16 protein-coding genes are annotated in these 20,881 nt (G+C 59.5%); 2 read left to right on the top strand and 14 right to left on the bottom strand.

All coding sequences use genetic code 11. The annotated features are described in order from the left end of the window. Positions 1-94: 94 nt before the first annotated feature. The 13 genes from HMPREF2878_RS03740 to HMPREF2878_RS03800 form a co-directional block, all read right to left on the bottom strand. Positions 95-1,303, bottom strand: coding sequence for an acetyl-CoA C-acetyltransferase (locus tag HMPREF2878_RS03740; RefSeq protein ID WP_038627863.1), 1,209 nt, complete (start codon positions 1,301-1,303; stop codon positions 95-97). Positions 1,304-1,361: 58 nt separating this feature from the next. Further along, a complete protein-coding gene (locus HMPREF2878_RS11445) occupies positions 1,362-2,030 on the bottom strand; it encodes a CoA transferase subunit B (RefSeq protein WP_005509864.1) in 669 nt (222 codons plus the stop codon). After that, positions 2,031-2,783 carry a CoA transferase subunit A gene (locus HMPREF2878_RS11450; protein WP_016422175.1) on the bottom strand — a complete coding sequence of 251 codons (753 nt, stop codon included), beginning with the start codon at positions 2,781-2,783 and terminating at the stop codon, positions 2,031-2,033. Positions 2,784-2,787: 4 nt separating this feature from the next. Then, positions 2,788-4,542 (bottom strand): AMP-binding protein, encoded by a 1,755-nt coding sequence (locus HMPREF2878_RS03755; RefSeq protein WP_070652870.1) that lies wholly within the window; start codon positions 4,540-4,542, stop codon positions 2,788-2,790. A 104-nt stretch (positions 4,543-4,646) separates the two neighbouring features. Further along, positions 4,647-5,525 (bottom strand): HpcH/HpaI aldolase/citrate lyase family protein, encoded by an 879-nt coding sequence (locus HMPREF2878_RS03760; protein ID WP_049172762.1) that lies wholly within the window; start codon positions 5,523-5,525, stop codon positions 4,647-4,649. A 7-nt stretch (positions 5,526-5,532) separates the two neighbouring features. Continuing rightward, complete coding sequence (locus HMPREF2878_RS03765) at positions 5,533-6,075, bottom strand: MaoC family dehydratase (protein ID WP_049172760.1); 543 nt, start codon at positions 6,073-6,075, stop codon at positions 5,533-5,535. 2 nt (positions 6,076-6,077) lie between these two features. Then, a complete protein-coding gene (locus HMPREF2878_RS03770) occupies positions 6,078-7,247 on the bottom strand; it encodes an acyl-CoA dehydrogenase family protein (RefSeq protein ID WP_049193284.1) in 1,170 nt (389 codons plus the stop codon). 62 nt (positions 7,248-7,309) lie between these two features. Continuing rightward, a complete protein-coding gene (locus HMPREF2878_RS03775) occupies positions 7,310-9,403 on the bottom strand; it encodes an acetyl-CoA carboxylase biotin carboxylase subunit (RefSeq protein WP_049172756.1) in 2,094 nt (697 codons plus the stop codon). Positions 9,404-9,457: 54 nt separating this feature from the next. Beyond that, positions 9,458-11,038: a carboxyl transferase domain-containing protein gene (locus HMPREF2878_RS03780; RefSeq protein WP_049172754.1), complete on the bottom strand. Its 1,581-nt coding sequence runs from the start codon at positions 11,036-11,038 to the stop codon at positions 9,458-9,460. 307 nt (positions 11,039-11,345) lie between these two features. Beyond that, a complete protein-coding gene (locus tag HMPREF2878_RS03785) occupies positions 11,346-11,939 on the bottom strand; it encodes a TetR/AcrR family transcriptional regulator (RefSeq protein ID WP_016422168.1) in 594 nt (197 codons plus the stop codon). A gap of 199 nt (positions 11,940-12,138) precedes the next feature. Then, positions 12,139-13,686, bottom strand: coding sequence for a bifunctional phosphoribosylaminoimidazolecarboxamide formyltransferase/IMP cyclohydrolase (gene purH / locus HMPREF2878_RS03790; RefSeq protein WP_016422167.1), 1,548 nt, complete (start codon positions 13,684-13,686; stop codon positions 12,139-12,141). After that, entirely contained in the window at positions 13,683-14,336 is a 654-nt protein-coding gene (gene purN, locus HMPREF2878_RS03795; protein WP_016422166.1) for a phosphoribosylglycinamide formyltransferase, read from the bottom strand. The genes purH and purN overlap by 4 nt, the downstream gene beginning before the upstream one ends. Positions 14,337-14,393: 57 nt before the next feature. Beyond that, entirely contained in the window at positions 14,394-16,205 is a 1,812-nt protein-coding gene (locus HMPREF2878_RS03800) for a cell division protein PerM (RefSeq protein ID WP_070652871.1), read from the bottom strand. Between the two features lie 535 nt (positions 16,206-16,740). On the opposite strand from HMPREF2878_RS03800, the gene HMPREF2878_RS03805 reads away from it, so the two are divergent. Both HMPREF2878_RS03805 and HMPREF2878_RS03810 read left to right on the top strand, forming a co-directional pair. Continuing rightward, positions 16,741-17,448: a M23 family metallopeptidase gene (locus tag HMPREF2878_RS03805; protein ID WP_016422164.1), complete on the top strand. Its 708-nt coding sequence runs from the start codon at positions 16,741-16,743 to the stop codon at positions 17,446-17,448. A 152-nt stretch (positions 17,449-17,600) separates the two neighbouring features. Then, positions 17,601-18,092 (top strand): hotdog fold domain-containing protein, encoded by a 492-nt coding sequence (locus HMPREF2878_RS03810; protein ID WP_038627827.1) that lies wholly within the window; start codon positions 17,601-17,603, stop codon positions 18,090-18,092. Positions 18,093-18,159: 67 nt separating this feature from the next. On the opposite strand, the gene HMPREF2878_RS03815 is transcribed toward HMPREF2878_RS03810, so the two are convergent. Next, the gene (locus HMPREF2878_RS03815; RefSeq protein ID WP_070652872.1) at positions 18,160-20,859 is read right to left on the bottom strand and encodes a UvrD-helicase domain-containing protein; all 2,700 of its coding nucleotides are present in this window, start codon (positions 20,857-20,859) and stop codon (positions 18,160-18,162) included. Between the last annotated feature and the right edge of the window lie 22 nt (positions 20,860-20,881).

Genomic DNA, 20,881 nt, shown 5'->3' on the forward strand with positions numbered 1-20,881 from the left:
GCGCAGGCTCCCCCAGGAGACAACAAAACCCGCGTTGTGGGGTCCATAGAGTGGAAACCACCACGCGGGTTTGCTGAGTTTTTAACCTATGCGATTAGTCGCGGTACAGCAGCAGCGCGTCGCCCTGACCGCCGCCACCACACAGGGACACACCAGCGCGACCCGAACCGCGACGGTTCAGCTCCATCGCAGCGGTCAGAGTCAGGCGGGCACCGGAGCAGCCAATCGGGTGGCCGAGGGCAATCGCGCCACCGTGGATGTTGGTCTTTTCCAGCGGGTAGTCCAGCTCACGCAGGGACTTGACGGCCACCGCACCAAATGCCTCGTTGATCTCGATGAAGTCAAGCTCCTGCGCGTCCCACTCAGCGCGACGCAGAGCCTCCTTCAAAGAGTCCGCCGGCTGAGCGTGCAGGGAGTTATCCGGACCTGCGGTCTGGCCGGCCTTGCCCACAACTGCGAGGTAGTCTAGGCCGTGCTTCTCTGCGTAGGCACGCGATGCCAGCACAACTGCTGCGGCACCGTCGGAAATCGGCGAGGAGTTACCGGCAGTGATGGTGCCGTTTTCCTTCAGGAAGACCGGACGCAGCTTAGCCAGGGTCTCCACAGTGGTCTCCGGGCGAATGCCCTGGTCGGTGTCGACAACTACCGGGTCACCCTTGCGCTGCGGAATCTCGATTGGAGCGATTTCCTGCGCGAAAATACCGTCTTCCTGCGCCTTAGCCGCACGCTGGTGAGAAGCGGCCGCAACCTCGTCCTGCTGCTCGCGGCTAATGCCGAGGTCGCTGTTCGGACCGTCGGTAAGCGTACCCATGGACACACCATCGAAGGAGTCGACCAGACCGTCGCGCTCCAAGGTGTCCTCCAGCTTCAGCGCACCGAAGGACTTGCCCTGACGAACACCGCGTGCAACGTGCGGAGCGTGCGTCATGGACTCCTGACCACCTGCAACAACGACGTCTGCATCACCGAGACGAATCAAGCGAGCGGCGTGAATGACAGCGTTTAGGCCCGAGAGGCAGACCTTGTTAACGATCTCAGCAGTCGTATTCCATGGCAGACCCGCCTTAATGGCGACCTGTCGAGCCGGGTTCTGGCCAGCACCTGCGAGAATCACCTGGCCCAGAACGACGTGCTGAACCTCTTCCGGGGCAACGCCGGAACGCTGGACAGCGTGCTTGACAGCATGAGCGCCAAGTTCGACGGAAGTAAGCGGTGCCAGCTGACCGAGCAGCTTGCCCTGCGGGGTGCGGGCACCAGCGAGGATAACGACATCATTCGGGCTGGGAGCTGGAAGGTTACTCATGGATGGATTCTCCTAAGTCAAAACTGATGAGTGTGGACTGACCATGATTGCTGCGTATTTAATTCTCGAGGTCAACCACGTATGCGGCTTCGGTGTTGGCCTCGATATCTGCCAGCGTCACCCCAGGTGCCAGCCTGCGTAGCACCAGGTGATCATCAGCGACATCGAAGCTTCCCAGGTTGCTAATAATCCTTTTCACTACTTTTGCACCTGTGAGGGGCAGTTCGCAGGCTTTTACCAATTTTGGTTTGCCATCTTTGGAAACATGATCGGTCAAAACCACCACTCGAGGGGTACCGGCGACCAAGTCCATCGCACCGCCCATGCCCTTGACCATCTTTCCCGGAATCATCCAATTGGCCAGGTCACCGCACTGGCTCACCTCCATCGCACCCAACACGGCCATTTTCACGGCACCGCCGCGAATCATGCCGAAACTGGTGGCGGAGTCGAAGATTGCCGCGCCCGGCACCAATGTCACGGTCTGCTTCCCCGCATTGATGAGGTCAGCATCCTCTTCGCCTTCATATGGGAAGGCACCCATTCCCAGAATTCCGTTTTCACTCTGCAGCAGAACGCGCACGCCTTCGGGAATATGGTTTGCCACCAGTGTCGGAATGCCGATACCCAGATTCACATAGTCGCCATCGCGCAGCTCTTCAGCGGCCTGCTGTGCCATCTCGTCACGGCTCCAGCCCTTGTCCATAATTGTCTTCGCAGGTGCCATTTAAATCTCCTCCCCTGCTGCCGCGTCACCGGCATCGTGGCTGGAATCGGTATTGCGTGGCCGAGTTGTGCGCTTTTCAATGAGCTTCTCGCGTCCGTCACCGCGAACGATGTGCTGGATATACACACCCGGAGTCATCACCAGATCCGGGTCGATCTCGCCGCGGCCAAGCAAGTACTCCACCTCTGCAACGGTCACCTTGCCGGATGCTGCGCACAGCGGGTTGAAGTTCTGCGCGGTCCGGCGATAGACAAGGTTGCCGTCAATATCGCCGTGGTAGGCGTGCACCAGGCCGATGTCGGCAACGATGCCACGCTCCTGCACGTAGGTCTGTCCGTCGAAGTCGGCGTGGGGCTTGCCCTCTGCAACGAGCGTGCCGACGCCGGTTGCGGTGTAGAACGCGGGAATACCTGCGCCACCTGCGCGAAGACGCTCTGCCAGAGTGCCCTGTGGGGTGAACTCCACCTCGATTTCTCCTTCGAGGTACTGGCGAGCAAACTCCTTGTTCTCGCCGACGTAGGAGGCCACTACCTTTGCCACCTGCTTGTTCTCCAGCAGAATGCCGAGCCCAGTACCGTCAATGCCCATGTTGTTGGACACGATGGTGAGGTCTTTTGCCCCGGAGTCGCGCACGCCCTCGATGAGGGTATATGGCACACCGCAAAGGCCGAAACCGCCGACTGCCAGGGTCATTCCATCAGTGACGAGGCCTGCGACAAGCTCGCGACCGGTCTGATCAGTTGTTTTTGACATTGTTCTACACCCAGCCCAGGATTCGCGGAGCCATCTCACGCATCTCAACCTTGCGAACCTTGCCCGACGCGGTCATCGGAAACTCCTCGACGACGTGGACGTAGCGCGGAATCTTGTGACGCGACAGCTTGCCGTGGGCAAAGGCCGCCACGTCCTCAGCGGTGAGGTCTTCCACATCGTCGTGCAGAATTACCCATGCCATGATTTCTTCGCCATACTTGTCATCCGGCACGCCGATGACCTGTGCATCGACAACAGCCGGGTGAGTGAACAGGAACTCTTCAATCTCGCGCGGGTAGATGTTCTCACCACCGCGGATGAGCATGTCCTTGATACGTCCGGTGATGGACAGGTAGCCCTCGTCGTCAAGCACACCCAAGTCGCCGGTGTGCATCCAGCCGTCGGCGTCGATGGCCTCGGCAGTCTTTTCCGGGTGCTCCCAGTACTCCTTCATAACGGAGTAACCGCGAACGACAACCTCGCCCTGTTCGCCTCGCGGCAGCGTCTCACCCGTTTCTTCACAAATGATGCGGGCTTCCAAGTGCGGCATAATCTGGCCGACGGTGTTGACGCGCTTTTCCAGAGGAGAATCTGCGCGGGTCTGGAAGGACACCGGCGAGGTCTCCGTCATGCCGTAACAGATGGCAATCTCGCGCATATTGAGTTTATCCATCACATCACGCATGGTCTTCGACGGGCACGAGGTACCTGCCATCACTCCTGTGCGCAGGAGCGACAGGTCGTAGGGGGATCCGTATTCCTCCTGATCATGAGCTTCTTCAAGCTCATTGATGAACATCGTCGGCACGCCGTAGAGGCTGGTGGCCTTGGCCGAGTGCACAGCCTTGAGTGTTTCACGCGCCTTAAACGACGGGGCCGGGATGACAATAGCGGCACCGTGGGTGAAGGCGGCGAAGGTGCCAATCACCATGCCGAAGGTGTGGAAGAACGGCACCGGCACACAGATGCGGTCGGTCTCGGTGTAGCCCAACAGCTCACCGATGAAGTATCCATTGTTCAGCAGGTTGCGGTGCGTTAGCGTAGCGCCCTTGGGAAAGCCTGTCGTGCCCGAGGTGAACTGGATGTTGATTGGATCATCCGGCTTCAGCTGGGAGGTGTACTCGCTCAGGTCGTCGATTTCGCTGTGCATGTGCTCGTACCATTCGGACGAACCGAAGTAAATGACCTTGTCCAAGCGCACACCGCGCTGCTTGGAGGCCTCAATCAGCATGGTTCGGTAATCGGAGTCCTTGTAGCGGCGAGCGGCAAACACCATACGCACACCTGCCTTTTCCAGCACGTAGTTCAGTTCGTGCTGGCGGTAAGCCGGGTTGATGTTGACCAGCACCAGGCCGATGTGGTGGCAGGCGTACTGCACCACGGTCCACTCCCAGCGGTTGGTGGACCAAATGCCGATGCGGTCTCCTGGACGGTAGCCCTCCCGGATGAAAGCGCTGGCCAGGCGCAGAACCCGGTTATAGAAACGCTCAAAGGTAAAGGAGACATCCGCGTAGACGTCAACGACGGCGTCGCGGGAAGGAAATTTCTCCACAATCGCACGCAGGTTCTCACCGAGAGTCTCATCGCGAAGTGGAGCGGCACCTTGCTCGACACCGGCGCCGAACACGTGGCTCATCTTGTTGCCATCAGCATCGACAACATCCTTGCCGTATGGTGCCGGCACAGTGGTGAAGCCCTCCGGCAGCTTCGAAGGATCAGCAGTGCGCTGTTCTGCGTGGTTCTTCAATGTCGCGGTCATGGGGAGATCTCCTTGGTTTAAGTGACTCCGCATAGTGCGGAGTGTGAGAGGGAATTGTGTTCTTTAGGGGGGGGATAAATCAGTGGTAGTTACCGGCTGTGGGACTAACCGGTTACAGCGGCTCGCCGAGCAATGGCTTCTGCTTGACGGAAGAGCGGCGCATCCACCATCTGGCCGTCAAAGCTGAAGGCACCGGTGTTCTTTTCCGCTTCCGCCAAGAGCCGACGCGCCCAATCAATCTCCTCGTCGCTGGGGCGGTAAGCCTTGCGGATTGTCGGGACCTGACCGGGGTGGATACAGACGGTGGCGGCAAATCCCAACGCAGCGGCATCTGCGGCCTCCGCAGCTAGCCCATTTGCGTCGGAGATATTGACGTAGATGGAATCCAGACTGGCCTTACCGTGCGCCGCTGCAGCCAGGTGAACGTGGCTGCGGGTATGTACCGCCACACTGCGGTAGCTACCCGCATGGATACGGCCCGGCGCGAGTGCAGCCTCTGCTTCGCTAAAGCGTGATGACGTTCCCGCCAATCCCGCCACCAGGTCCTCTGCGCCCCAGAACAGTGCAACGACACCATCGGCCTGCGCCAGCTCTTCGGCGCGCATGACCCCAAGCGGAGTTTCAATAAGGGCAATGACCTGGGTCTTCTCCCCCAGTGCCGCTACCAACTCATCCACTTGCTGAGCCGAGGAAGCCTTGGGCAGCATCACCTGGCGGAAAGCGGTGCCACGCAGCATGTCAATATCCGCTGCGTAGTCCTCAACCTCCGGTGGATTGACACGCACAATCGTGCGGGCCGGGTCGAGGTCACAGGAGGCGATATCCTCGCGGGCAGCCTCACGGTTTTCTGCGCGACAGCCGTCCTCCAGGTCCAGAATCACCATGTCGGCACGGTCAGCAGCTTTAGCGAATCGTTCCGGCCTGTCTGCCGGCGCAAACAGAATTGCAGGGCCCAGCGGCTGCCAGGATTTATGCGTAGACATGAGCCACTCACTTCCCCGCTGAAGCTGCGTTCTCGGAGCCGTCGTCAAGCGAAGTCGGTGCGCATTGGACGAGCGTGGACCGGACGGCGCGGCAGACGATCGTGCCGTCCTGATTGCGACCGATGTGCTCGAGCTCGACAATGCCCTGGTTGGGGCGAGACTTGGACCGACGCTTGTTACGGCAGACGGTCTCTGCATACAGGGTGTCGCCGTGGAACATCGGTGCGGGAAACGCCACTTCGGTGAAGCCGAGGTTGGCGACGATGGTGCCGAGCGTCAGCTGCCCGACGGACAGCCCGACAACCGTCGACAGCGTCCACATGGAGTTGACCAGACGCTCGCCGCCGAATCCCGGCTGCTGGCTCGACCAGTGCGCATCCAGATGCAGTGGCTGGGTGTTCATGGTCAGCGTCGTGAAGAGGACGTCATCGGTTTCAGTGACGGTTCGCCCCGGACGGTGCAGGTAGCGCGCGCCGACCTCGTACTCTTCGAACCACAGTCCGCGCTGGACGACGTCGTGGGTGACTTCGGTTGCGTTGTTGTCAGCCATTTTTACAGCCCCAATCCACGTGCGATCAGCATGAGCTGAACTTCGGTGGTGCCCTCGCCAATCTCCAGAATCTTGGAGTCGCGGTAGTGACGTGCCACGCGGTACTCGTTCATGAATCCGTAGCCACCGAAAATCTGTGTCGCGTCGCGCGCGTTGTCCATCGCTGCCTCGGAGGCGATCATCTTGGCGATGTACGCTTCACGACGGAAATCTGCGCCCGCGGCCATCTTTGCGGCTGCGTCGTACCACGCCATGCGTGCGGCATGCGCACGCGCTTCCATTCGTGCGATCTTGAAGGAAACAGCCTGATACTCGCCAATTGCACGGCCCATGGACTGACGTTCCTTGGCGTGACGGACCGACTCATCGACACAGCCCTGGGCGGCACCGGTGGCAAGCGCTGCAATCGCGACTCGGCCCTCCGCCAAGATGGACAGGAAGTTAGCGAAGCCGCGTCCACGGGTGCCCAGCAGGTTCTCCTGGGGGACGCGGACATCGGTGAAGGTCAGTGGGTGGGTGTCGGAGGCATTCCAACCGACCTTGTCGTAAGCCGGTTCCGCGACAAAGCCCTCCGTGCCACTCGGGACGATGATGGTAGAAATCTCCTTCTTTCCATCGTCCTTCTGGCCGGTGACTGCGGTGACAGTAACCAGCGAAGTAATATCCGTGCCGGAGTTGGTGATGAACTGCTTGGCACCGTTGATGACGAAATCATCGCCGTCTTCACGGGCGTTGGTGCGGGTGGCACCGGCGTCGGAACCTGCATCCGGCTCGGTGAGACCAAAACCGGCGAGCTTCTTACCAGCAGTCAGCTCGGGCAGGTAGGTCTCCTTCTGCTTGTCATTGCCGAAGTGGAAGATCGGCATGGCACCTAGGCCAACGCCCGCTTCCAGGGTGATAGCGACCGACTGATCGACCTTAGCCAGCTCCTCCAGAGCGATACCGAAGGACAGGTAGTCGCCGCCCATGCCACCGACTTCCTCAGGGAATGGCAGACCGAACAGGCCCATTTCTCCCATCTGCGAGACAATCTCGTACGGGAAGGTGTGGTTGCGGTCGTGCTCGGCGGAAACCGGATCGACAACTTCGTTGGCAAATTCGCGAACTACTTTCTGCAGTTCCACGTATTCGTCGTCGAGGATGGCGGTTGCAATCTTGGTGCTTTCGGACATGATGAGTGCTCCTTAAAGATTTTGTAGGTGTAGGACCTGATTGGTGCGTTTTGTGTGGGCTTTTATTCTTCGGCTTCGGCCACGGTGATGACGGCCAGCTGCTGGTCACCGGCGACCTGATCGCCCGGCGCGACGGTGAAGCTAACCTCACCTGCAATTTCGGCAGTGAGAGTGTGCTCCATCTTCATGGCCTCCATGACCAACAGAGCCTCACCAGCTTCGACGCGGGCTCCCTCCTCCACCGCCAACGCGATAATCGCGCCGGGCATCGGAGCTTGGATGACGCCAGAGCCGCCTGCATCGGCTTCGGCACCGGTGGTGACTACCTCGGTGCGGGGCAATACCCAGGTGCCGTGGGCACCGGCGACGACGTACTCTTCGTGGTTCGCCGACCCCGCATTGTCGATGGTCTCGACCAGGAAGTGCTGTGCGACTCCGTCGCGGACGATGCGCAGATGTTCCCCGTCGCGAAAGACCGAAACTTTGTAATTTCGCGGTTCTGGAACGTCGATATCTTCGTTCTCCGCTTCGGCCGACAGACCTGCGACTACGTCACCGACAACGACGTCAGCACTCGCCGGGGTGCCCACAATCGAGATCAGACGCGAGTCCTCCCCTGCCCCAAAGCGAATGCGCTGCGCGGCAGGCGCACTGGCACGCCAGCCATCCGGGGTCAGCCACGGTGAGTCGGTGGCTTGTTCAAAGCGGGAAGTCAGCCAGTCCATCGCAGCGGCGAGGTAGACATCGTCCGGTGTTTCGGAGGTGGCGAAGCCTTCCGCCACGCGGTCGAGCAGACCGGTATCAAGATCGCCGGCGCGAACCTCGGGGACGTTCAGCAGGTAGCGACAAAAGTCGATATTGACTCCGACACCTGCGACAACGGTGTCTCCGAGCGCTCGGTCCAACCGCTCGAGCGCCTGCTCACGGTTTTCCCCATGGGAGATGATCTTCATCAACATCGGGTCATAGAGAGATGAGACCTCGGAACCGTCGACAATGCCGGAATCCACCCGGATTCCCGCCCCGCTCGGCTCGACGACACGTGTGACCGTGCCACCGGTGGGCAGGAATCCCGCCGCCGGGTCTTCGGCATACACGCGAGCTTCAATCGAGTGACCGGTGAGAGTTACATCTTCCTGAGCAACCGGCAGTGGGCGTCCCGAGGCAATGTCAACCTGCAGCGCCACCAGATCCAGGCCGGTGACCTGCTCAGTCACGGGGTGCTCAACCTGCAGGCGCGTATTCATCTCCATGAAGAAGAACGACGACGGGTCCTTCGCCGGCACAATGAACTCCACCGTGCCCGCGCCGACGTAGCCGACCGAGCGGGCCGCGTCACAGGCCGCTTCACCAATTGCGCTGCGCGTTTCCTCATCCAGCAGAGGGCTCGGTGCTTCCTCGATGACCTTCTGATGGCGTCGCTGCAGCGAGCACTCACGCTCGCCCAAGTGGATTACATTGCCGTGTTTATCTGCGAGAATCTGCACCTCGATATGCCGCGGGGTGTCGACGAAGTGCTCGATGAACAGGGAGTCATCGCCGAAGGCACCCGCCGCTTCACGACGGGCCGTCGCGAGCGCAGCCGGCAGGTCAGCAGCGTTTTCCACGCGGTGCATCCCCTTGCCGCCACCGCCTGCCGACGGCTTAATCAGTACCGGAAAGCCAATCGATGGGGCTGCCTCAATGAGGTCCTCGTCGCTAAGCCCGGGGCGAGACAGACCCGGCACGGTGGGAACATCGCGGGCTTCGACGGCAGCGCGGGCGGAGATTTTGTCACCCATGGTGTTGATGGCGCTGGCCGGTGGGCCGATGAATTCAATACCTGCTTCCTCACAGGCGGTCGCGAAGTCAGCGTTTTCAGACAGAAAGCCGTAACCGGGGTGGATTCCGTCCGCGTCGCAGCGGCGAGCGGCATCGATGATCTTGTCGATGACCAGGTAGGACTCGCGTGCCGGAGATGGGCCAATGTGGATGGCCATATCCGCCATGCGTACGTGAGGGGCGTCGGCATCGGCATCCGAGTAGACCGCGACGGAGCGAATTCCGTTGTCACGAAGGGTTCGAATAATGCGGCAGGCAATCTCCCCGCGGTTTGCGACCAATACGGTACTCAGGCTGCCGCCAGCTGCGTGGGGCTGCGTGTTGTGCGCTGTCATGTGCCCTGTGTTTCCTTTCCAGAAAATGCGGTGTCGAGAGTTTTTAGCTGGTTACTACATGCGGAAGACGCCGAAGCCCTGTTCATCCAGGGGCGCGCCACTTGCCACATCGAGGGCCATGCCAAGAATTCGGCGGGTATCTGCGGGATCGATGACACCGTCATCCCACAGGCGAGCCGATGAGTAATAGCAGTGCGACTGGCGCTCAAACTGCTCGCGGATCGGAGCTTCAAACTCCTCCTGCTCTTCCTGCGACCAGCTCTCACCTGAGCGTTCAATCTGGTTGCGACGAACCGTCGACAGCGTCATCGCCGCCTGTGGACCGCCCATGACGGAAATGCGAGCATTCGGCCACATCCAGAGGAAGCGCGGCGAATATGCGCGACCGCACATGGAGTAGTTGCCGGCGCCGAAGGCACCACCGATGACTACGGTGAACTTGGGCACGCGGGTGGTAGCCACGGCGTTGACCATCTTGGCGCCGTGCTTTGCGATACCGCCGGCCTCGTATTCGCGACCAACCATGAAGCCCGTGGTGTTCTGCAGGAATACCAGTGGGATGCCGCGCTGATCACACAGCTCGATGAAGTGCGCGCCCTTCTGCGCAGATTCCGCGAAGAGAATGCCGTTGTTGGCGATAATGCCGACGCGGTGGCCGTGGATGCGGGCGAAAGCAGTGACCAGGGTCGTACCAAATTCGGCCTTAAACTCCTGGTATTGACCTCCATCCACAATAATTTCAATAACCTCGTGAACGTCGTAAGGCACTTTGGCATCGACGGGGACGACATCGTAAAGATCGGTCTGGTTGCGAGTCGGCGAGACGGTGGATTCTGTGTCCCACGGAACTTCCGGGTCCTTGGGGAGCGTTGCGACGATATCGCGGACACGACGCAGTGCGTCGGCATCGTTAACCGCGAGGTGGTCAGTAACGCCGGAGGTCTTGGAGTGCAGTTCGCCGCCACCGAGTTCCTCTGGTGTGACATCTTCACCAGTTGCAGCCTTAACCAGTGGCGGGCCTGCCAGGAAGATGGTGCCCTGGTTTTTCACAATGACCGCTTCATCGCTCATCGCCGGCACATAGGCGCCACCGGCGGTACAGGATCCCATCACGGCGGCAATCTGCGGAATCCCGCGAGCGGAAAGGTTGGCCTGGTTGTAGAAAATGCGACCGAAATGATCGCGATCAGGGAAAACTTCATCCTGGTTGAGAAGCATGGCCCCACCGGAGTCGACCAAGTAAATGCACGGCAGGTGGTTAAGGCTGGCGATCTCCTGTGCGCGCAGGTGCTTCTTGACAGTCAACGGGTAGTACGTACCACCAGAGACGGTTGCGTCATTGGCTACAACCAGGCAGCGACGACCTTCGATGATGCCAATGCCGGCGATGACGCCAGCAGCCGGAACCTTGCCGCCATACATTTCGTGGGCCGCTAGCGGTGCGACCTCAAGGAAAGGGCTGCCGGGGTCAAGCAGTTGGTTGATGCGCTGACGTGGCAGCAGCTTACCGCGGGAAATATGGCGAGCACGGGCACGTTCGGAACCACCGCGTGCTGTTGTGCTAAGCAGCTCTTTGAGCTCTGCGACGAGCTCTTCGTGGCGCTGTCGGTTGGTCAATGCTGGAGCGTGAGTCATGGGCGAAATACTTTCCGTTAATGACTATTAACTTTCTTGACGAAAAGATTAATGTGACCCCAGTCACCTCACAACAAATTTTGTTTCTTAGACCACACTTTCACCCCCGGAAGTCTTTTATGCAGCTTGAAATACACACCTCTCCCCGAGGTCGCAACATGTTTCCAATAGAGATTTATGTTTCCCCTAGAAATCTGTTTCGGGGGTGAATTCAACTGAATGTGAGCGCCCTGCACCGCACAACAAAGCCGCCTGACCTCACACTGCTGAGCACAGTGAGGCCAGACGGCAGAAGAATGAATACGGATTATTGGTTGTTAATGCCCAGCGCAGCGAGGGCCATCTCAAAGGCATTTTCCCTTGTCGCCTCGGGGCCCGCCCATTTGAGCACATGCCTGGAAGAGTTAATCAACCCAGCGGTGAGCTGGACTTTAAGCTGCGCCTCGTCGGAGGTGAGTTCGGGCTGTAGTTCACGCAGAGCGTCCACCCATAAGACCATGTAAAGACGCTGCAAGGAACGCACTTTTGCGCTCTGCTCTGGCGCCAGATTTCCCCCTTCGCGCTCTTGGACACGAATGCGATCGGGCTCCGTGACTGCAAAATGCACGTGATGCGCAAGGAGGCCCCGAAGAGTCTCCTCTGGCTCCCAATCATTGCTCTTTGCTCGATCGAGAACTGCTCGCGCACCATCGACAAGTCGGATAGAAATATCGATGAGGATCTGCGCCAACAGCTCTTCCTTGCCGCTGAAGTAACGGTAAAGAGCTGGGCCAGAAATGCCGACAGCGGAGCCAACATCCTCCAACCGAGTCTGATGAAACCCTCGGTCGGCCAGGATCGCAGCAGCAGCGGAGAGAATCTCTGCTTCTCGACGCCGTCGCGCTTCGGTTCTACGTGACATAAGCCCTTATGTTAAACGCATTGGAGCCATTTCGTCTGCATAATTATCACCAGCGCCTGCCCTCAGCGTGTGTTCACATAGACCACGGCTCGACAACAGACACACATCCTCGCCCACAGGTCCCCACACGTCCGGGTAGAGAAAAACCGCCGAGGTGACAGTTAGCACCGCGGCGGTTAGCCCCTAATCCAGTAAGGAATTAGTGGAAGAAGTGACGAGTACCTGTCATGTACATGGTGACGCCAGCTTCCTTGGCAGCAGCTATGACCTCTTCGTCACGGATGGAACCACCTGGCTGGACAACTGCCTTCACACCGGCATCAATCAGGACCTGCAGACCGTCAGCGAACGGGAAGAAGGCATCGGACGCAGCGTAGGCCCCCTGAGTACGGTTTTCTCCGTCGGCAAGCGTATTTGCGCGCTCAACGGCGAGCTTTGCGGAGTCCACGCGGTTGACCTGGCCCATGCCGACGCCGACGGTGGCGTTGTTCTTGGACAGCAGGATGGCGTTGGACTTCACAGCGCGGACGGAGCGCCATGCAAACTCGAGCTCAGCCAGCTCTTCAGCATTCAATGCCTCGCCGGTGGCCAGCTCCCAGTTCTCCGGCTTATCACCCTCTGCCTGGTAAGTATCCGGATCCTGGGTGAGCAGACCACCCGAGATAAACTTGTTCTCGGTGGTCGGTGCTTCGTACTCGGCGACGAGAATACGCAGATTCTTCTTGGCCTTCAGCACCTCAACGGCACCGTCTTCGTAGGACGGAGCGACGATGACCTCGGTGAAGATGTCCTTGACCTGTTCGGCCATCTCAACGGAGACCTCGCGGTTGACGGCAATGACACCGCCGAATGCGGACATCGGGTCACATGCGTGAGCTGCGCGGTGAGCTGCGGCGATGGACTCATCCGAGACTGCGATGCCGCACGGGTTAGCGTGCTTGATGATTGCCACACACGGGCGCTCGTGATCCCAGGCGGCACGCCATGCGGCGTCGGCATCCTGGTAGTTGTTGTACGACATCTCCTTGCCGTTCAGCTGCTTGGCGTTTGCCAGCCCCTTGGTACCAATGCGGGTCAGAGTTGCCGACTGGTGAGAGTTCTCGCCGTAGCGCAGCGGAGTCGGAGTGGATCCCTCAGCGCCACCGAGCTGCTCAACAAACCAGTTGGACACAGCTGCGTCGTAATCAGCGGTGTGCAGGAATGCGTCGCGAGCGAACTCACGGCGCTGCTCGAGGGTGAAGCCGCCTTCCTTCACGGCGGTAGCGACATCGCCGTAACGAGCCGGGTCGACGACGATGGCAACCGACGGGTGGTTCTTCGCCGCAGCGCGAACCATCGACGGGCCTCCAATGTCGATCTGCTCCACGCATTCGTCGTAGGAAGCGCCCGAGGCAACGGTCTCCCGGAACGGGTACAGGTTAACGACAACGAGCTGGAAAGCCTCCACACCGAGCTCCTTCAGCTGAGCCAGGTGGTCTTCCTTGCGGGTATCAGCCAGAATGCCGGCGTGAACACGCGGGTGCAGCGTCTTCACGCGGCCCTCGAGGCACTCCGGGAAACCAGTGAGATCCTCAACCGGGGTCACAGGCACGCCAGCTGCAGCAATCTTGCCAGCCGTGGAACCGGTGGAAACGATTTCCACGCCAGCCTCGTGCAGGTCGCGAGCCAGCTCCTCGAGCCCAGTCTTGTCGTAGACGCTAATCAGAGCGCGCTTGATCGGTTTACGCTGCGTGTTGTCGTTGGTCATTTCAGATAAGCCTTTCGTCCGTCACGCTCAATTCCGTGATCGGCAATCGAGTGCAATACATCAACCAGGAGTCGGCGTTCGACAACCTTGATTCGTTCGTGCAGGGTCTCCACCGTGTCGTCGTCCTCGACGGCCACTGGCTGTTGCGCCAGAATCGGCCCGGTGTCCACTCCATTATCAACGATATGCACGGTCGTGCCGGTGACCTTCACCCCGTAGTCAAGTGCATCCGGTACCGCACGCGCCCCTGGGAAGGACGGCAGCAGCGCTGGGTGCGTATTAATGATGCGATTGCTGTAGGCCTCCACAAATGATGGCCCCAGAATGCGCATGAAACCCGCCGAGACAACGATATCCGGCGAAAAACTGTTCACGGCCTCTAAAACACGAATATCCCAACCTTCTCGGTCCTTCTTTGCCTCAGCATCGAAAGGCACCCGAAAAGTTGGGATATTGAGGTTTTGAGCCCTCTCCAGCGCCGGACAATCCTTGTCCGAACCAACCGCGACAATCTGAACCTTTTCAGCGTCCAGCAGTTCCAGCATCGACTGCAAAAGGGAGCCCAGGCCAGAGGCCAGGACTACGATGCGGAGCTGCTTGCTGGAGGAATTATTGTGCGAAATTTCTGCGACGGGCTGTGCTTCAGTCACGGCGTTTAGCTTACCCAGCCCGGCAGAGACCCCAAATTCCGCTCCCCCTAAGTTGGCTTAGCTCTTTTGGCTTGACGACGGTTCCCCGTCGCCGCCTTCCTCCGAGTCTTCGGTGTCCTCATCGGATTCGTCCTCGTCGGTCGCATCTACTTCGCCCGATGCTTCTCCGCCTGCGGCGCTTTCTGAATCCTCTTCAGAGTCGTCCGATTCCTCAGCGTCTTCTGAAGTGTCTTCAGACTCAGCACCGGACTCTGATTCCTCCTCTGTGTCGGACTCGGCTTCGTCTTCGGAGGTCGCTACGACTTCCCCGTCGACAATCTCCTCCGACTCCTCCGAACCGCTCCCGTCATTGTCGGACTTATCGGCGTCGCCGGCATCCTCAGCCTCAGCATGACCGTTTCCATCTCCCGCAGGCTTCGGCGGGAACTTCTCGGCGGCCACTTCCGAGACTCCCTTGTCCCTACCAAGTGACGGCACACCGGTCATCGCAACAACCACGATGGCCCCCGGAACAACCAGCCACATCGAGCCGAGCAGTCCAGTCAGCCACCAGGAGGCACCGGCCCACCCAAAGATGCCAACCTCACCGCCGAGCAGCCAAGCCAGCCCCATGAGGAAGATGATCGACCACACGGCAGCGAGAACGACGACCAGGTAGGGCTGCTTCGGTGCAGATTTCTTCAGGAATGCCACGACGCGCCAAGCCGCAACGGCTGGCGGTAGCACAATCAGCACTCCGAAAGCCCAGTGCACCAGCGACTGAGGCATGGCAGCCAAAATCGGCAGCGGTGGCAGCTGAGCCGGGTGCACTGCGAACAGCCCAGCCTCCGCTGGCCCAAACGTCGATTTTCCGCCCACCAGCACACCGACAGCACCGAAGGCCACATTTGGCAGGTACAGCAGCGAGAGGCCGCTGACCGCAACACTTTCACCGACGGTATCCGTGATTGCAAATGTCTCTGCCAGCAACTCTCGATGCCAAATCAGCGAAACGAGTGTCACCACAACACCGGCCAGCCACAGCCATGCCACGTAGCTGCCCGCCAGACGGGCCGACCCGAGCAACCACTCCGGCAGCTTCCGGCGCAGCAGTAGTGCACGCAGCAACCGCTGCCCCATTCCCAGCACCAAGGCCACGAGATTTACAAGCAGCGCGGCTGCAATCGCAAGGCCGAAACTAGGGGTCTGAACGCGGGGAAACACCTTCGACGCGTCGTAAAGCATGAGCCACGCGATGATGGTGAGAACAATGGGCGTGCCCAGATACGCGCCGACCAACGCGCGGACATCCTTGATGCTGATGCGGTCAGCGACTTCGCGGCGTACACGCCAGGCGATGAACAACACCATCAGCACCGCGGGCAGTGCTGGTGTGAGCCCCAGCGTCGTGCCGTTAAAACGGAACGGCGCGAGGTTAAAGATCATCCACATCGACGCGATACTCGCTGGAAGCGGAGACATTCCAGCGCCACTGACGATGACGCCAATCAGAGCTACCGAGATGATGAACAGCAATACGACGCCGTAAGAACCGGCAACAGACAGCCCAAACCGGCGTGTACGAGGCGAGTTAATGAAACGACGGAACCCCGAGGGACGCCCCTTGCGTGACGACGTTCCGGAGCCCCCCGCTTTCATCTTCGTCGTGGCGGCTCGATTGCTGTCGGCACCGACGCTGCGCGCACCGCCAGTCTGACCGGCCTGCGTATTCTGCCATGCGCGGGCAGTGCGCTCGCTGCGGACGCTACGGGAACCCCCGCCGCTGCCACCGGCACCGGTGCGGCTTCGCCGATTTCGATCGCTACCGGAGGAACCTCTCCGCGAATCCGCGCCTTTCACAGTGACATCGTCCTTCCCGCGTCTAATCATTGACAGCTGATTGCCCACCTATATAGATAGGGTGCCACGCAAGGGTGCGTCACAGCCATGGCCATATAGTGCCATACATACAACGCCTCTTTGTTTAGGCATTGCAGAGTCTAATTTGAAGGTACGGATCCCAGGACGGACGGTATCCGTTGAGTCCGATCTCCTTTTGCCCCCTCCCCCCCCCAAAGTGGCTTCACCTTTGGTTTCCATTTGTCAACGCCGATGGGTTACTTTTTGCCACCCCCGCGACCACACCCTTAGTTCACCCGGAAACTACTTGCCGATCCCCCTACCCAGCCCCTCGATTAAGGGGCATCCGCCATAAATCCCCTGGCAACACACCGGTTGCGCTTCACCGGATCCGTGATACAAGACAACAGCCCCACGGCCACAGCACGGCCCTATTGAACTGAAACTGACGAATCAGCGAACAAGTTCTCTAAAAACAAGTTGCTTGCCCTATATCGAACCGTTATTATCGCAGAAGTTAGATAACAGTTGGGTTACAAAGAGTTTCGTTGGCAGGGAGATTGAAGTGACGTTTTTCAATGCTCGTCGCGGAGGCGGAAAGCACCGCAAGGTAGAGGTTTCCGCAACTTCTCGCGCAGCACTGGTCGCACTGTCCGCATCGACGATCGCTTCCTCCAACGCGGTCGCCCACGCAGCTGAGACCGAGAATAAGGCTCCGGAGAACTCAGCTTCGACTCAGACCCGCGCTGCTCAGCCGAAGAACAACGCTCCGATGGTGCTGGCCTCCAGCTCCTTCAATCCGAGCACTAACCTCAGCGACCACCTCGCTACGGCGTTGCAGTACAACCAGGAGCGCGTTGCTCGCGACCAGGCTGCCCGCGCTCCGAAACTCTCCATCCCGACCGTGGGGCTGCTGACCTCACCGTTCGGCTCACGCTGGGGAACCTTCCACTACGGTGTCGACCTGGCTAACGTCACCAACACCCCAATCATGTCCGTCATGGACGGCACTGTTATCGATGCAGGCCCGGCTCAGGGCTACGGCCAGTGGATTCGCGTTCGCCATGACGACGGCTCTGTTTCCGTCTACGGCCACATCGAGTCCATCTACGTTGCTGTCGGAGAAGCTGTCCGAGCTGGTCAGGTCATCGCCGGTATGGGCAACCGCGGCTTCTCCACCGGTACGCACCTCCACTTCGAGATCCACCCGGATGGCACCACTCCGGTCGACCCGGTGACCTGGTTCATCCAGCGTGGTCTGAACCTGAACTAATCAGGTATCGGCACAGGTACGAGCAAGCCTGGCCGCTCTGCGAAGGCCCTACCTGTGCACCGGCCCCTGTTTGACCGCGGCTGCAAGCCTCCCCTGATTAAATTTTTCAGAAACCGGCATCGCCGCCGGTACTGGGGCTTTACTCTTGGCACATGGCAGAGACTCAAACATTCCGCATGTGGAAGAAGTTGGCTGCGACTCCAGTCGTCGGCAAGCGTCTATTTTCCTTAACCGCCGCATTGACGGCGCCATATTTCCGCACAATCTGTCCCAAGCTAGAGACGATGCAGCCTGGACTGGCGGTAGCGCGCATGCCCGCTTGGTGGGGCGTGCGTAATCACATTAAGTCCGTGCATGCGATTGCTGCGTGTAACCTCGCTGAATTCGCGATGGGCATGCTCTGTGAGGCCAGCGTACCGACAACGCATCGCTGGGTTCCAAAGGGCATGACGACGAACTACAAGCGCATCTCCGTTGGTGGCCTGACGGCTGTGGCCAAGGCTGAGTTGCCGGACTTCTCCACCATCACACCGGAGACTGGTGGGGTAGATTTTCCCGTCCACATCGTGCTGACCGATGCCAACGGCACCGAAGTACAAGATGCCACCATCAACTGCTGGGTGACAGCGAAGAAGCCTAAGTAGCCTCCACGCGATAGTGGCACGTGCACGGCCGCGGGTAGGGACGGCCAGTCGGGCGGTGGTTGTTCTTTTACAACTTCTCCATGGGCACGCCGCCGATAAGCATCATGCGGACCTTACCTGCGGATCCAAAGTCAATCATCGCAGTTGCCCGGGGCGCGGCCCCTTGGACCTCAAGCACAGTGCCTAAGCCGTACTTGTCGTGAACAACCTTGTCACCGGGCTCTAGGTGCAAGACCTGATTCTTCTTTCGGGATGACGCACCAGAGTTAGAGGATCCACCAGAGCCGAAGCCCGAGCTGGAACCGAAGCCCGACGAGGCACCATGGCCACGACCAAACGCGCTGCCCGCGCCGTAGCCACCAGAACCAAAACCACCAGAACCGGCGCCCCAGCTGCGAGCCGGAGCCTCGCGCAGCCAATCGATCAGGTCGCTTGGGACTTCCCCCAGGAAACGTGAAGGCGGATTATTCTGCGGCGAACCCCACGAGGACCGAGTCACAGCGCGCGTGAGATACAGCTGCTTGCGAGCTCGGGTAATACCCACATAGGCCAGACGTCGCTCTTCAGCCAGCTCCTTCGGATCGCCCAGGGCGCGCAGGTGCGGGAACAGTCCGTCTTCCCAGCCAATGAGAAATACCACCGGAAACTCCAGGCCCTTAGCCGTATGTAGCGTCATCAACGTCACTACACCGGTGTCATCATCCGGAATCTGATCCGCATCGGCCACCAGAGAAACTCGCTCGAGGAATGCCTGCAGACTTCCCGGTTCCGCTTCCCCATCGTTGTCGAAGTCGGCCGCGAAATCACGCGCGAGGTCATTCGCGATTCCAGATTCCACCTCGGACTCGCCACTAGTATCAGCACCGCTTTCAGCATCAGCTGCAGCGCCAGAGCCTTCATTTACATCAGCGCTAATATCCACCGACGACATCATCCGCGCCTCTGCAGAGAACTCCCGCGCAACGCTGACGAGCTCATTGAGGTTGTCCAGGCGCGTGGCATCTTGCGGATCATTGGAGCGCTCGAGCTCCGACTTGTACCCACTGCGATCAATAATCGCGTTGACCAAATCACCGATATCGGCCAGTTCACCGGATGCCATATCCGCCGCCAAGCCATCAATCATCTCGACGAACGCCGCCATCGCGTTTCGACTCCGCGCCGCCACCGCCGGAACCTTACCCTCCGCTACGGCACGTAGCGCCGTGCCGAACGAGCACCTCTCGTCCTCGGCATAGAGCGACACATGAGCCACCGCACGGTCACCGATTCCGCGGCGCGGCGTATTGATAATGCGACGCAGCGAAACATCATCGTCGAAGTTCTCAATAACGCGCAGGTAGGCGACAATATCGCGTACTTCCTTACGCTCATAGAACCTGGTGCCACCAACCACCGTGTACGGAACGCCCATACGAATGAAGACATCCTCTAGCGCACGGGAGGAATTATTGGTGCGGTAGAAAATCGCCACATCTGAATACGAGTACGGCCCGTAGTCGACCAATTGCTCAATCTCGTTAGCGATAAACCGAGCCTCATCGTGCTCATTGTCCGCCACGTAGCCCTTGATCTTGCCGCCCTCACCGAGATCGGTCCACAGCTTCTTCTCCCGGCGGTTCTCATTGCGCGCAATCAACGCATTGGCCGCCGACAGAATCGTCTGCGTCGAGCGATAGTTTTGCTCCAGCAGAATCGACGTGGCCTCCGGATAGTCCTTCTCAAACTCCTCAATATTGCGAATAGTCGCACCACGGAAGGCATAAATGGACTGGTCCGAATCGCCCACCACACACAGCTCACTCGGAGGCACATCTCCACCGGGCTTGCCGACGAGCGTCGAGACCAAAACATACTGCGCATGGTTGGTGTCCTGGTATTCGTCCACCAACACATGCCGGAAACGGCGACGGTAATACTCTGCAACCTGCGGGTGATTGGTGAAAATCCGAACGACCTCACCGATTAGATCGTCAAAGTCCACGGCATTAGCCGCCCGTAGCCTGGTCTGGTACTCCAGGTAAACCCGTGCAACGACGTCATCAAAAGGATTGCGCGTCGTCGACGCGTCCGCGAGGGCCTTCTCCGGGTCAATCAACTCATTCTTGAGATTGGAGATACGCGACGAGAGCACGCGGCCGGTGAACTTCTTGGCATCCAGGTCCATGTCCTTAGCGATAATGGACAGCAAACGCCGGGAGTCGTCCGAATCATAAATAGAGAAATTGGAATTAAGCCCCGGTACTAGCGCATGCTGCATGCGCAGTATGCGCACACACATGGAGTGGAACGTGGACCCCCACATACGCCGCGCCTGGTCACCGACCAGTCCCGCCACACGCTCGCGCATCTCGGCTGCGGCCTTATTGGTAAAGGTAATAGCCAAAATTTGGCTTGGCAGGACCCCACGCGCACCGATCAGGTATGCAATCCTGCGCGTCAGCACAGATGTCTTTCCTGAACCCGCTCCAGCCACAATCAACAGTGGTGAACCAATGTGCTCCACTGCTTGGCGCTGCTGCGGATTAAGCCCCTCTAGCAGCGACTCTGAATCAAAACTGGGCTCGAAGCCACCGCCAAAACCGCCGCCAAAGCTGGCAGCGTCACTCGGTGCGCTATTGCTACCAGCGCTGGCGAAGTGGCCGAACCCACCACGGCCAGGCGTAGCACCGCCCGCCTCACCGTGGTTCGAACCAGCATGGCTATCGCCACTACGTCCATCGTCAGCATTGAAGGACCCGAACAGCATTCCAGTTTCATTTCCCATGATGGCTACTACAGTAGCCGAG

The organism is Corynebacterium sp. HMSC065H09 (genome assembly GCF_001812845.1).
GTDB classification, from domain to species: Bacteria; Actinomycetota; Actinomycetes; order Mycobacteriales; family Mycobacteriaceae; genus Corynebacterium; species Corynebacterium jeikeium_D.